The sequence below is a fragment of the Micromonospora sp. ALFpr18c genome (assembly GCF_008868155.1).
Taxonomy (GTDB): Bacteria; Actinomycetota; Actinomycetes; order Mycobacteriales; family Micromonosporaceae; genus Micromonospora.
Genome location: NZ_WBKR01000071.1, coordinates 15,696 through 27,826, shown reverse-complemented (window position 1 = coordinate 27,826; position 12,131 = coordinate 15,696). Strand labels below are relative to the sequence as shown.

At 71.2% G+C, this 12,131-nt stretch carries 9 protein-coding genes and 2 pseudogenes; 2 read left to right on the top strand and 9 right to left on the bottom strand.

The features are described 5' to 3' along the window. The 6 genes and pseudogenes from F8271_RS15100 to F8271_RS15075 form a co-directional block, all read right to left on the bottom strand. Positions 1–1,335, bottom strand: a pseudogene (locus F8271_RS15100) (alpha-glucuronidase); the annotation flags it as partial. 58 nt (positions 1,336–1,393) lie between these two features. Next, the gene (locus F8271_RS15095) at positions 1,394–2,086 is read right to left on the bottom strand and encodes a DUF624 domain-containing protein (RefSeq protein WP_151490404.1); all 693 of its coding nucleotides are present in this window, start codon (positions 2,084–2,086) and stop codon (positions 1,394–1,396) included. A gap of 82 nt (positions 2,087–2,168) precedes the next feature. Further along, the gene (locus F8271_RS15090; protein WP_151490403.1) at positions 2,169–3,812 is read right to left on the bottom strand and encodes an extracellular solute-binding protein; all 1,644 of its coding nucleotides are present in this window, start codon (positions 3,810–3,812) and stop codon (positions 2,169–2,171) included. Positions 3,813–3,851: 39 nt separating this feature from the next. Further along, entirely contained in the window at positions 3,852–4,790 is a 939-nt protein-coding gene (locus F8271_RS15085; protein WP_225854553.1) for a carbohydrate ABC transporter permease, read from the bottom strand. Next, positions 4,787–5,776 carry a sugar ABC transporter permease gene (locus F8271_RS15080; protein WP_151490402.1) on the bottom strand — a complete coding sequence of 330 codons (990 nt, stop codon included), beginning with the start codon at positions 5,774–5,776 and terminating at the stop codon, positions 4,787–4,789. Before F8271_RS15080 ends, F8271_RS15085 begins: the two co-directional genes overlap by 4 nt. A gap of 10 nt (positions 5,777–5,786) precedes the next feature. Then, positions 5,787–8,171 (bottom strand): glycoside hydrolase family 3 N-terminal domain-containing protein, encoded by a 2,385-nt coding sequence (locus F8271_RS15075; RefSeq protein WP_151490401.1) that lies wholly within the window; start codon positions 8,169–8,171, stop codon positions 5,787–5,789. A 243-nt stretch (positions 8,172–8,414) separates the two neighbouring features. Between F8271_RS15075 and F8271_RS15070 the strand changes: the two genes are divergently transcribed. Continuing rightward, the gene (locus tag F8271_RS15070) at positions 8,415–9,452 is read left to right on the top strand and encodes a LacI family DNA-binding transcriptional regulator (RefSeq protein ID WP_151490400.1); all 1,038 of its coding nucleotides are present in this window, start codon (positions 8,415–8,417) and stop codon (positions 9,450–9,452) included. Positions 9,453–9,466: 14 nt separating this feature from the next. After that, positions 9,467–10,456, top strand: coding sequence for an acetylxylan esterase (locus F8271_RS15065; RefSeq protein ID WP_151490399.1), 990 nt, complete (start codon positions 9,467–9,469; stop codon positions 10,454–10,456). Between the two features lie 42 nt (positions 10,457–10,498). Here F8271_RS15065 and F8271_RS15060 read toward each other — a convergent pair whose 3' ends face one another. The 3 genes and pseudogenes from F8271_RS15060 to F8271_RS15055 form a co-directional block, all read right to left on the bottom strand. Beyond that, the gene (locus tag F8271_RS15060) at positions 10,499–10,963 is read right to left on the bottom strand and encodes a MaoC family dehydratase (RefSeq protein ID WP_151490398.1); all 465 of its coding nucleotides are present in this window, start codon (positions 10,961–10,963) and stop codon (positions 10,499–10,501) included. Positions 10,964–10,980: 17 nt separating this feature from the next. Beyond that, positions 10,981–11,181, bottom strand: coding sequence for an acyl-CoA dehydrogenase family protein (locus F8271_RS33835; RefSeq protein ID WP_255473698.1), 201 nt, complete (start codon positions 11,179–11,181; stop codon positions 10,981–10,983). Positions 11,182–11,258: 77 nt separating this feature from the next. Beyond that, a pseudogene (locus F8271_RS15055) lies at positions 11,259–12,131 on the bottom strand (acyl-CoA dehydrogenase family protein); the annotation flags it as partial.

Sequence of the window (12,131 nt, the reverse complement as noted above, 5' to 3'; positions counted from 1 at the left end):
GAAGCGCAGCACCTCGCCCCACCACGGCCCGAGGTGGCAGACGTGCCGCTGCTGGCCCGTGTACTCCTGGGTGACCTGCAATTCCACCGCCAGCCGGGTCGCCGGCATCGCGGCGAGCACCGGCGAGACCGGCTCGCGCGCCTGGAAGTCCACCGGACCGAACTTCACCTGGAGGATCACGTTGGTGCGGAACCGTCCGTCGAGGGGGGTGAAATGGTCGTACGCGGCCCGGGCCCGGTCGGTGGAGCGGTCCCGCCAGTCCTGGTGATGGTTGTAGACGAACGCCCGCCAGTGCACCACTCCCCCGTGCGGTGCGAGGGCCTCGGCGAGCAGGTTCGCACCGTCGGCGTGGTCGCGCCCGTACGTGAACGGGCCGGGCTGCCCCTCCGAGTCGGCCTTCACCACGTAGCCGCCGAAGTCGCTGATCCGCTCGTACACGCGTCGGGTGGTGGCGGCCCACCAGTCCCGTACCGACTCGTCGAGCGGGTCCGCCGTCGACAGCCCGCCGAGGACGACCGGCGCGGCGAAGCTGACCGACAGGTGCACCCGGATGCCGTACGGGCGCAGGACGTCCGCGATCTCGGCCACGTCGCCGAGCCGCTCGGTGAGCAGCGACGCCTCGGTACGCGCGACGTTGACGTTGTTCACCGAGATCGCGTTGACGCCGCTGGCCGCCAGCAGCCGGCCGTACTCCCGCACCCGGGCCAGGTCGCCGCGCGGACGGCCGTCGCGCCAGAAGATCGAGCCGCCCGCGTACCCCCGTTCGACCTGGCCCATCACCGGGTGCACGGCCACATTGTCCCAGTGGTTCAGCATCCGGCGGCGCAGCGCGGGCCGGTGCAGCTCCGGCGGGCGGTTCGGGTCGAAGGCCGCCGCGCAGAGCCGGACGAGGTGGAACAGCCCGTACAGCAGGCCGGCGGGCGCGTCGGCCAGCACGACGGTCACCTGACCGGCCCGGGCCAACAGGAATCCCTCGTCGCCGAGCGTCGCACCGCCGCCGATCTCGACCAGCGCCGCCTCGCCCGCCGACCGTGCCGCCTGCACGGCCACGCTGGGCAGCTCGTCGGCGCCGCGCAGGGCGAGCACCAGATCGACGTCGACGTCCCACGACGGCGAGTGCCACACCCGGCCGCCGTAGCGCGCGCAGGCGCCCGCCACCTCGTCGAGGACGGTGTCGACGAGCAGCCCGTCACCGTGCACGAGGACACGGCGCGCACCGAGGGACCGGAACGCCTCCGGCGGCAGCCAGGCGGCGTGCACGCGCAACTCCTCGGCGCTCAGCGGCTCTGCCACAAACACCGGCTCCTCCACTCCCACCGACTCGTCCGTGCTCACCTGTCCTCCCGCACCACCACGACGCCGTACGCCGGCAGCCGCGGCGCCGTCCCGTCCATCACGTGAACTCCTTCCGGATCAGGTGGATCATCGGGTCGCCGACGCGCAGGAGTGCCAGGACCGCGATCGAGGCGACCAGCGCCAGGACCGCCTCGGAGAGGACCGCCGTGATCCCGGCCGCCGCGCCGAGCAGCAGGGCGTTGCCGACGGTGACTCCGGGCGCACGCACCAGGAAGTGCACGGCCAGGCGGAGGACGTCGCGGGTGCGGAAGTCGAACAGCGCGGTGATCACCAGGGCGTTGGCCGCGCAGAGCGTCACCCCCACCGCGATCAGGACCAGCGGTACGACCCACCAACCCGCGAGGCCGACCGTGTCCCGGTACGCGAGGTTCACCGCGAGCACGCTCAGCCACAGCACCGTCGGCACCCAGACGCGCAGCGCACCCGCGACATTGATCCGGTAGCCGCGCCAGAACAGGGCGGCGGGCCGCAGGTCGGTCAGGTCGGGACGCTGGTGGCGCAGGGCGTACAGGGCGGCGGAGACCGCCGGGCCGACCGGCACCAGCAACAGCGCGGCCAACGGCAGGTTGCTGGGGTCACGGCCGAGCAGCAGCAGCGGAAGCAGGCCGGGCAGGGTGGTGAGCAGGAGCAGCGCCTCGACCACGAGCAGGATGTAGACGCGGGACGCGATCCGGGACAGTGGCCCGTCGCCGAACTGCCGCCCGGTGGGTGCGGTGCTGATGCGCGTCATCTCGTCCTCTCCGATTCGGCTGCGCCGGCTGACGGTGGTCGGCCGGTCCGGTCGCGGCGTGCGCCACCGGACCGGCCGGCGGTCAGCCGTGGTCCTTCTGGTAGCGGTCGTGGGCCTTGTTGACCATGTCCAGGTAGGAGTCCATGTTCTTGCTCCTCAGCTCGGCCACGTACGCGTCCCACTGGGCGAAGTCGCGCTGGCCGAGCGCGAACTGCAGGGTCGCCTGGTAGACGTGGTCACGCAGCGGCGTCTCCCACAACGACGCCTGCTCGCGCTCCTCGTCGGTCAACGGGTGCGGCGGAGGCACCGCGGTCGGCGGACGGGCGTTGAGCACCTTCTGGAACTCCTGCTCCTCGGCGGAGAAGAAGCCCTGCACCAGTTCCGGCTTGCCGCCGTAGGCGAAGACACCGTTGTAGAAGCCGAAGTCCTTCTGCAGGTGCTTGGGCGCCTTCGGGTTGAGGCCGATGACGTTGACGTCGGGCGCCAGCTTCGGCATGCCGGCGGCGTCCCGGACGAACGTCTTCCCCTCCACGCCCCACTTGGCGAACTCCTGGCCGGCGTCGGAATACCAGAGCCAGTCGATGAACTGCATCATCGCCACGAAGTTCTTGCTGTCGCGGGCCTTCGCGGAGATCATCACCCCGTTCTCCAACCGGCTGGCCGGATTGATCTCGCCGGCCGGCCCGACCGGCAGCGGGATCTTGCTGATCTTCGCCGTGGGGTTGGTCTTGGCCAGGTCCGGCCGGTAGTCGTTGACAACGGCCTGCGCGTTGGCGCTGATCACGAACGACTTGCCGTTGGCGAGCTTCTGCCGGGCCTGGTCGTCGGTCTGGGTGAAGCTCTCCGGGTCGAGCAGCTTCTCGGACACCAGCTTGTTGAGGTACTGGAGCATCTGCTTGTACTGCTCGGTGGCGCCGGTGTACACGAACTTCTTGGCGGTGGCGTCCCAGGAGGTGTGCTGGAAGTTCCAGCCCGCGCCCTGCAACCCGTACGACACGGCCAGGATGTTGAGCAGGTTGCCGGCCGGGTTGGGCTTGCTCCAACGGTCGGAGAACGGAAACACGTCCGGGTATCTGGCCTTCATCGCCTTGAGCACCGTGTACAGCTCGTCCCAGGTCTTCGGGGCCGTCAGGTTCAGCTCGTCGAGGATGTCGGTCCGGATCGCCAGCGAGTAGTCCTGCCAGGGCTTCTCGTGCACGCCCGGCAGGATGTAGAACTTGCCGTCCTCCTGGCGCCGCCCGTCGATCTCGGGCTTGAGGTTCCACCGCGAGATCTTGTCCTGAAGGTTCGGCATCAGGTCCAGGTAGTCGCTGACCGGCAGGATCGCCCCGGAGGAGACGTACGCGTCCTCCTGGCTGGGGTACGTCTTCGGGATGATCATCGGAGCGTCGCCCGCACCGATCAACAGGCTGCGCTTCTGTTCGTAGTCGCTCAGCGGCACGGCCACCGGGGTGAGCGTGACGTTGGCCCGCGCCTTCAGCTCCGACCAGAAGAGCCAGTCGTCGCGCAGCGGGTAGTTCGGGTGGTTGTTGTAGAGGATCGAGAAGGAGACCGGCTCGCTCGCCGTGAACTGCTTGCCGATGCCGTAGTCGGACATCGCACCGGCCCGGTTCTCCGACAGGTCCTTGGCGTCGGACGGGTCCTCGCTACAGGCGGCGACGCTGGTGGCCGCGAGCAGAGCGGCTACTGCCGCTGTCGCGGCACGGCGCCACGATCGGTGGAGCATGGCGTTCCTTTCGGTTGAGGGGACGGGTCGGGGCGCTGGTCAGCCCTTGACGGCGCCGAGCATCACGCCGCGGACGAAGTACCGCTGGACGAAGGGGTAGACGAGCAGGATGGGCAGGGTGGTGAGCACGATCGTCACGGACTTGAGCGTCGCCTCGGCCTGCACCTCGTCGGCCTCGGCGATCGCGCCGACGTTCTCCGCGCCGGTGGCCCCGGCGATCAGGTTGCGCAGGTAGATGGTCACCGGCCACAGGTCCTGCCGGTCCAGGTAGAGGAAGGCGGCGAACCAGGAGTTCCAGAAGGCCACGGCGTAGAACAGCACCATCGTGGCGACGATGGCCTTCGACAGCGGCAGCACGATGCGCAGCAGGATCCCGTACGTGTTGAGCCCGTCGACGGCGGCGGCCTCCTCCAGCTCGTCCGGCAGACTCTCGAAGAACGCCTTCATCACCAGCAGGTTGAACACGTTTATCGCGTTGGGCACCGCGATGGCCCAGATGGTGTTCTTCATGCCCAGGCTGGTGACCAGCACGTAGTTGGGGATCAGGCCGCCGGAGAAGAACATGGTGAAGACCGCGATGCCGACCAGCGCGGTCCGTCCCCGCAGGTGCTTCTTGGACAACACGTAGGCGTAGCAGGTGGTCAGCACGATGGAGATGACCGTGGCGACGACCGTGTAGACGACGGTGTTGCGGTAGTTCGTCCAGAACATCGAGTCGGCGAGCACCAGCCGGTAGGTGTCCAGGTTGAACCCGCGCGGCACGAGGTTCACCTGGCCCGCGATGATGTATCCCTCGTCGCTGAGGGACCGGGCCACCACGTTGACGAACGGGTACAGCGTCACCACCACCACAGCGGTCAGGACGACCGCGTTGACGGCCTGGAACACGCGGTATCCCCGGGTCGGGCGCACGCCCCGCCCGCGTCCGGAGACGGGCCTCGGGCTGCCGCTGGTCGCCTCGGCGGCGTCGATGGTCACGACAGGCTCGTCCCGACCGTACGGCGGGCGATCAGATTCGCCGTCAGGACCAGCACGAGCCCGATCACGGCCTCGAACAGGCCGATCGCGGCGGCGTAGCTGAAGTTGCTGGACCCGAAGCCCATCCGGAACAGGTAGGTGGAGAGGACGTCGGCGGTCGGGTAGGTCAGTGGGTTGTAGAGCAGGAGGATCTTCTCGAACCCCACCGCCATGAAGGTGCCGATGTTGAGGATCAGCAGCGTCACCATGGTGGGCCGGATGCCGGGGAGCGTGACGTGCCAGGTCTGCCGCCACCGGCTGGCGCCGTCGATCCGGGCTGCCTCGTACAGGTCGGCGTCGACGGTGGTGAGCGCGGCCAGGTAGAGGATGGTGCCCCAGCCGACCGTCTGCCAGACCTCGGACGAGACGTAGATCGTCCGGAACCACTCGGCGCGTTGCAGGAACGGCACCGCCTCGCCGCCGGTGGCCTGGACGAGCTGGTTGACGGTGCCGTCGATCGAGGTCAACTGCATGACCATCGCCGCCACGATCACGATCGACAGGAAGTGCGGCAGGTAGGACACCGACTGCACGAACTGCTTGAGCCGGCGGGTGCGCACCTCGTTGAGCAGGAGCGCCAGCACGATCGGCAGCGGAAAGCAGAACAGCAGGGTCAATGTCCCCAGCAGCAGGGTGTTGGTGAAGACGTCCCAGAACGTCGGGTCGGTGAAGAACATCCGGAAGTACCGCAGCCCGACCCAGTACTCACCGAAGATGCTGCCGCTCGGCTTGAAACGGCGGAACGCGATGACGTTGCCGATCATCGGCAGGTACCGGAAGACCAGGAAGAACAGCAGCGGCAGGACGGCGAGCGAGTAGAGCTGCCAGTCCCGGCGCAGCGCCTGCCGCCAGCTCCGGCGACGACGCGGCGACCGCGGGACGGGGCTGCGCGCCTGCGCCGAAGCACCGGGCGGCGCCGGCGGCGGTGGCCGTAGCGTCGATGTCATCCTCGGCCTCCTATGCGGAGTGCCGGACGGCCACGAGAGGCTCGGTCCGCACCGACGTGAGCAGTTCCCGCTGGTGGCCGACCTGGCGCTCGGCGCCGGTCAGCCGCAGCGACAGGGTCGCCGCCGTGTCCCCGCTGGAGCGGCCGAACCGCAACTCGACCGCGCCGGGCTCGACGACGCGCCGGCCGGACAGCCCGGTGAACGAGGCGACGTCGGCCGGTACGCCGAACGTCACCTGCGCCGACTGACCGGGCTCCAACGGCACCCGGGCGTAGCCGACGAGGCGGACCACCGGGCGGGTGGTCTGCGCGACCGGATCGTGCAGGTAGAGCTGCACCACCTCGGTGCCGGCCCGCGTACCGCTGTTGCGGATGGTGATCCGCACCCGCGCCTCGCCGTCGACCGGCCAGGCGGCCGGCTCGCCCGCCTCGGCGCGCGCCTCGTCGGCGGCCCCGACGACCGTGGCGTCGGACCAGTCGAAGGTGGTGTAGCTCAGCCCGTGGCCGAACGGGTACGCCGGGGTCGGATCGACCGAGGAGACCTTGCTGCGACGTCCGAGCGGCGGCGCCAGGTACGTGGCCGGCAGACCGCCCGCGTCGCGGGGAACGCTGACCGGTAGGCGCCCGGACGGGTTGACCGCGCCGGTGAGCACCTCGGCGAGGGCCTGCCCGCCGCGCTGGCCGAGGAAGAACGCCTGCACCACGGCGGTCGCGGCGTCGAACTCGGGGCCGAGCGCGTACGGCCGCCCGGTCATCAGCACCAGGACGACCGGGGTGCCGGTGGCGAGGACGGCTCGCACCAGCTCGGCCTGTACACCGGGCAGGCGCAGGTCCGCGGCGTCGCAGCCCTCGCCCGAGGTGCCCCGGCCGAACATCCCCGCTCGGTCGCCGACGGCGAGCACACAGACGTCGGCGTCGGCCGCCACGGCGACCGCGGCCGGGATGCCCGAGGTGTCCGCTCCGGTGATGGCACAACCGGGCTCGTGGGTGAGCAGCGGCACGCGGCGGGCCAACTCGTCGCGGAGCGTGGGGATGTCCAGGCCGAGTCCGTGGTCGCTGTGGTTGACGCCGACGTGGTTGGGGAAGGAGTAGCAGCCGAGCAGGGCCATCGGATCGTCGGCGACCGGCCCCACCAGGGCCACCCGCTGGCCGGTGGCCAGCGGCAGCGCGCCGGTGTCGCGCAGCAGGACGACGGACTCGCGGGCCAGGCGTACGGCGACGTCCCGGCTGGTCTCGTCGTCGAGCCGCAGGTCCGCGACGTCGTCGGGCAGCTCCCGCCAGTCCTCGTCGAGAAGGCCCAGCTCGATCTTCTGAATCAGCACCCGGCGCAGCGCCCGGTCGATCAGCGCCTCGTCGACCTCGCCGCCGCGCACCGCCTCCACCAGCGGTTCGCCGAAGGCGTCCACGGTGGGCAGCTCGACATCGATCCCGGCTCGCAGGGCGAGGTGGGCCGCGTCGGCGGCGCGTTCGGCGACACCGTGCAGGGTCTGTATGAAGCGCACCGCGAAGTAGTCGGCCACCACGGTGCCGGTGAAGCCCCACTCGTTCCGCAGCAGCCCGGTCAGCAGCTCCTCGTCGGCGGCGACGGGCAGGCCGTCGATCTCCGCGTAGGAGTTCATCACCGAGCGGGCACCGCCGAGCCGCAGGGCCATCTCGAACGGCGGCAGGATGACGTCGGCCAGCTCGCGGTGGCCCATCGGCACCGGGGCGAGGTTGCGCCCGCCCCGGGAGGCGGAGTAGCCGGCGAAGTGCTTCAGGGTGGCCACGACACCGGCCCGCTCCAGACCCCGCACGTAGGCGGCGCCGGTCGTCCCCACCAGGTACGGGTCCTCACCGATCGTCTCCTCGGTGCGTCCCCAGCGGTAGTCGCGGGTGACGTCGAGGACGGGCGCGAGGCCCTGGTGTACGCCGGCGGCGCGCATCGACCGCCCGATCCGACCGGCCATCTCCTCGACCAGCTCGGGGTCGAAGGAGGCGCCCCAGCCCAGCGGGTTGGGATAGACGGTGGCCCGCCAGGCCGCGAACCCGGTGAGGCACTCCTCGTGCACCTGCGCCGGGATGCCGAACCGGCTGGCGGCCACGATCTGCGCCTGGGACGCGGCCAGCGATCGGGCACCGAGCACCGGGTCGACCGGTGCGGTGCCGAACGGGCGGGTGAGTTGGCCCAGCCCGTACCGGATGACCTCGGTCCACTCCGGAAGGCCCTCGATCATGTCGGACTGGTGCGGGGCGACGCCCTCGCCGGATGCCTCGGCGCCCACCCAGACCCCGATCAACTGGGCGATCTTCTCTTCCAGCGACATCAACGACACGAGCGCCTCGGCCCGCTCGGACGGCGACAGGTGCGGATCGCGCCACGGCGCGATGTCGCTGTCGACGGGCGACTGACTTCTCATGCCGCGACCCCTTAGCTCCGGCCAGGCGGCAGCCCTGGTGGGACCGGCTGCGTGGCGGACGGTGCACGATCCGAAACTTTCCGGAAACCTGCGTAACCTTTTCGGCAACCTAAGTCCGCCACCCGGACGTGTCAAGAGCCCCATCGATGTCTTGAGGACGTCCGGCCGATGTCAACCCCTCTGGCGCAAACGACCATTCGTGTTAAGGTCTGCCGAAACTTTCGGATGTTGTATGAGGCTGCGATGACAGAGCACCGCCCGCTCGACCCACCCGCCTCCACCACCATCGCGACCATCGCCACCGATGTCGGTGTCTCGGTCGCGACGGTCTCCAAGGTCCTCAACGGACGCGGTGATGTCGCCCCCGGCACCCGGGCGCGCGTCGAGGCGAGCCTGGACCGCCACCGGTACCAGCGCCGCACGCGTCGCACGTCGTCCAGCGGAGGGCGGGTCGACCTCGTCTTCCACCAGTTCGACACGGGCTGGGCGATGGAGATCCTGCGCGGCGTCGAGGCGGTGACCAGCGCGGCCGGCCTCGGACTGTCGGTCGCTCAGCTCGACGGGGCGCACCGCCCACCGCCGCGCTGGCTGGACGCCGTGCTCGCGGACCGTCCACTGGGGGTGGTGTTCGTCCTCTCCCATCTGGCCGAGGTCCAGCAACAGCACCTGCGACGCCACGGCATCCCGTTCGTCGTCGTCGACACCGACAGCGCCACCTCGGCGTCGGTGCCCACCGTCGGGTCCAACAACTGGAACGGCGGCCTGCTCGCCGCCCGGCACCTGCTGGAGCTGGGTCACCGGCGTATCGCGATCATCTCCGGGCCACCCGACGTGCTCTGCAGCCGCGCCCGCGCGGCCGGCTTCCAGTCCGCACACGAGGAGGCCGGGCTCGCGGTCGACCGGGAGCTGATCCGCTACGGCAGCTTCTCGGCGGGCGCTGGGCACACCCACGGGTTGCAACTGCTGCGCCTGCCGGAGCGCCCTACCGCCATCTTCGCCGGCTCGGACATCCAGGCCATGGGGGTGCTCCGGGCCGCACGGCAGTGCGGCCTGCGGGTGCCCGAGGACCTTTCGGTGATCGGGTACGACAACCTGCCGGTCGCTGCCTGGACCGACCCGGCGCTCACCACCATTAACCAGCCGCTGCGCGACATGGCCGGCATCGCCACCCAGATGCTGCTCGACCTGGCCAACGGCAACGAGCCGGCGACCAGCCGCATCGACCTGGTGACCGAGCTGGTCGTCCGGGAGAGCACCGCGCCCCCCGCTCAGCCGCACTGACCCTGCGAGGATCCGTGTCGTACTCCGCCCCGCATCTCGACGAGCTTGAGCGGTACTCCCCCGCTGTCGCCGAACCCGAGGATTTCGACCAGTTCTGGCGCGACACCCTCGCCGGGGCCGCCGCCCGACCGGTGCTCGTCGACGTCCGTCCGGAGCCCACCGACCTACCGCTGCTCGACTCCTGGGACGTCACATTCGCCGGCTTCGGCGGCGACCCGGTACGCGCCTGGTACACCCGCCCGGCCGGCGTCCGGGAGCCGTTGCCCGCCGTGGTGGAGTTCGCCGGCTACGGCCGTGGTCGCGGCCTGCCGCACGAGCGGCTGACCTGGCCGGTGGCCGGGTACGCGCATCTGCTGATGGACAACCGGGGGCAGGCGGGGCAGTACGGCGCGGGCGACACCGCCGATCCGCACGGCGCGCCCGGCGGCCCCTGGCCGGCCACCTGGGGGATCCTCGACCCGCGTGACTACCACTATCGCCGGCTGATCACCGACGCGGTCCGGGCGGTCGAGGCGGTCCGCGCCCTGCCGGGGGTCGACGCCGCCCGCGTGGCCGTGGTCGGCAACAGTCAGGGCGGCGGGCTCGCCCTGGCGGTGGCCGGTCTGCTGGACGATCTCACGGCGGTGCTGACCACCGCCCCGTTCCTCTGCGACATGCAGCAGGGCGTCCGGATCAGCGACCCCGCACCGTACGGTGAGATCGCCCGTTACCTCGCCGTGCACCGGGAGGCCGAGGATGCGGTGTGGCGCACGTTGTCCTACGTGGACGCGGTGAATCTGGCCCGCCGCGCCACCGCGCCGGCGCACTTCGGGATCGGCCTACGCGACACCGTCTGCCCACCGACGACGGGATTCGCCGCCTACAACCAGTACGGCGCCGCGTCCGGCCTGCCGGTCCCGCCGGAGCGCGAGATGCACGTCTACCCGTTCAACGGCCACGAGGGCGGGGAGGCCGTCCACGTCCGCCGGCAGCTGCGCTGGCTCGGCAGCAGACTGCACCGTTAGCCCCGGTCCGCCGCCGAGAAGGGGCGGCCACGCCCCCTGCGGTCAGCGCGGCACACCCTGGTACAGCCGACTGACCGTCTCGGCGACGCAGACGGGCTTGCCGCCGCTGTCGGCCTCCACGGTGACCGTCGCGACCAGCTGCACCCCACCGCTGACCGGGGACACCTCGGTGAAGGTGACGGTGGCCCGGACGGCCGCCCCGACGCGGACCGGTGCGGGGAACCGCACCCGGTTCAGGCCGTAGTTGACCCCCATCGCCACCCCGTCGACCCGGTAGAGCCCGCCGGCCAGTGCCGGCAGCATCGACAGGGTCAGGTAGCCGTGCGCGATCGTCCCGCCGAAGGGCCCCGCCGCGGCCCGGACCGGGTCGAGGTGGATCCACTGGTGGTCGTCGGTGGCGTCGGCGAAGAGGTCGACCCGGCTCTGCTCGATCCGCTGCCAGGGGCCGGGGCCGAGGGTCTCGCCGACTGCGGTGGCCAGCTCGTCGAGGGAGGTGAAGACTCGCATGCCGAGGGTCCTTTGGACTAGAAGGCGTTGACGCCGGTGAGCGCGCGTCCGATGAGGAGTTGCTGGATCTGGCTGGTGCCCTCGTAGAGGGTGGCGACCCGGGCGTCGCGCAGGTACTTGCCGACCGGGTACTCGTCGATGTAGCCGTACCCCCCGAAGACCTGGACCGCGTTGTTGGCCGCGCGGACGGCGGCCTCGCTGGCGAAGAGCTTGGCCATCGACGCCTCGGGGTGGCGAACGGCTCGTCCCGGTCGATCAGGTCGGCCACCCTCCACACCAGCAGGCGGGCGGCGGCGGTGTCCACCGCGATGGCGGCCAGCAACTGCTGCACGAGCTGGTGGCCGGCGATCGGCTTGCCGAACTGGGTCCGCTGCCCGGCGTAGCCGACCGCGGCGTCCAGACACCCCTGGGCGATGCCGACGCAGCCGGCGGCCACCGACATCCGGCCCTTGGCCAGGGTGGACAGGGCCAGGCGGAAGCCGCCGCCCTCGACACCGAGGCGGGCCTCGTCGGGCACGCGGACCTCGTCGAGGTGCAGCTCGCCGGTGGCCTGCCCGCGCAGGCCGAGCTTGCCGTGGATCTCCCGACGGGTCAGCCCGGCGCTGCCGGTGGGCACCAGGAACGCGGTGACGCCCCGGTGGCCGGGGCCGCCGGTGCGGGCGAAGACGAGCGCGACGTCGGCGGTGGTGCCGTTGGTGATGAACGTCTTGGTGCCGGTGAGCAGCCAGTCGTCGCCGTCGCGGACCGCGCGGGTGCGCAGCGCGGCCGCGTCCGAGCCGCTGTCCGGTTCGGTCAGCGCGAAGCAGCCGAGTGCGGTGCCGGCGCAGAGCCGGGGCAGCCACTGCGCCCGCTGCGCGGCGGTGCCGTGGGCGGCGATCGACTTCGCGACCAGGCCGAGGGAGACCGAGACGATGCCGCGCACGGCCGAGTCGCCCCGGCCGAGTTCCTCCAGCACGAGGCAGTATGCGAGGTGGTCGCCGCCGGAGCCGCCGTCGGACTCGGCGATGGTCAGCCCGAGGAAGCCCAGCTCGCCGAGCTTGCCGACGATGGCCGGGTCGACCGACTCGCGCCGGTCCCACTCGGCGGCGTGCGGGACCAGCTCCCGGTCGGCGAACTCGGCGGCGAGCTGCCGGACCGCCGCCTGTTCGGCGGAGAGGGTGAGCTCCAT

Coding starts and splice junctions, on each gene's coding strand:
- F8271_RS15095 (WP_151490404.1), bottom strand. CDS start 2,086: ATGACGCGCATCAGCACCGCACCCACCGGGCGGCAGTTCGGCGACGGG.
- F8271_RS15060 (WP_151490398.1), bottom strand. CDS start 10,963: ATGCGAGTCTTCACCTCCCTCGACGAGCTGGCCACCGCAGTCGGCGAG.
- F8271_RS15090 (WP_151490403.1), bottom strand. CDS start 3,812: ATGCTCCACCGATCGTGGCGCCGTGCCGCGACAGCGGCAGTAGCCGCT.
- F8271_RS15080 (WP_151490402.1), bottom strand. CDS start 5,776: ATGACATCGACGCTACGGCCACCGCCGCCGGCGCCGCCCGGTGCTTCG.
- F8271_RS15075 (WP_151490401.1), bottom strand. CDS start 8,171: ATGAGAAGTCAGTCGCCCGTCGACAGCGACATCGCGCCGTGGCGCGAT.
- F8271_RS33835 (WP_255473698.1), bottom strand. CDS start 11,181: ATGGCCAAGCTCTTCGCCAGCGAGGCCGCCGTCCGCGCGGCCAACAAC.
- F8271_RS15070 (WP_151490400.1), top strand. CDS start 8,415: ATGACAGAGCACCGCCCGCTCGACCCACCCGCCTCCACCACCATCGCG.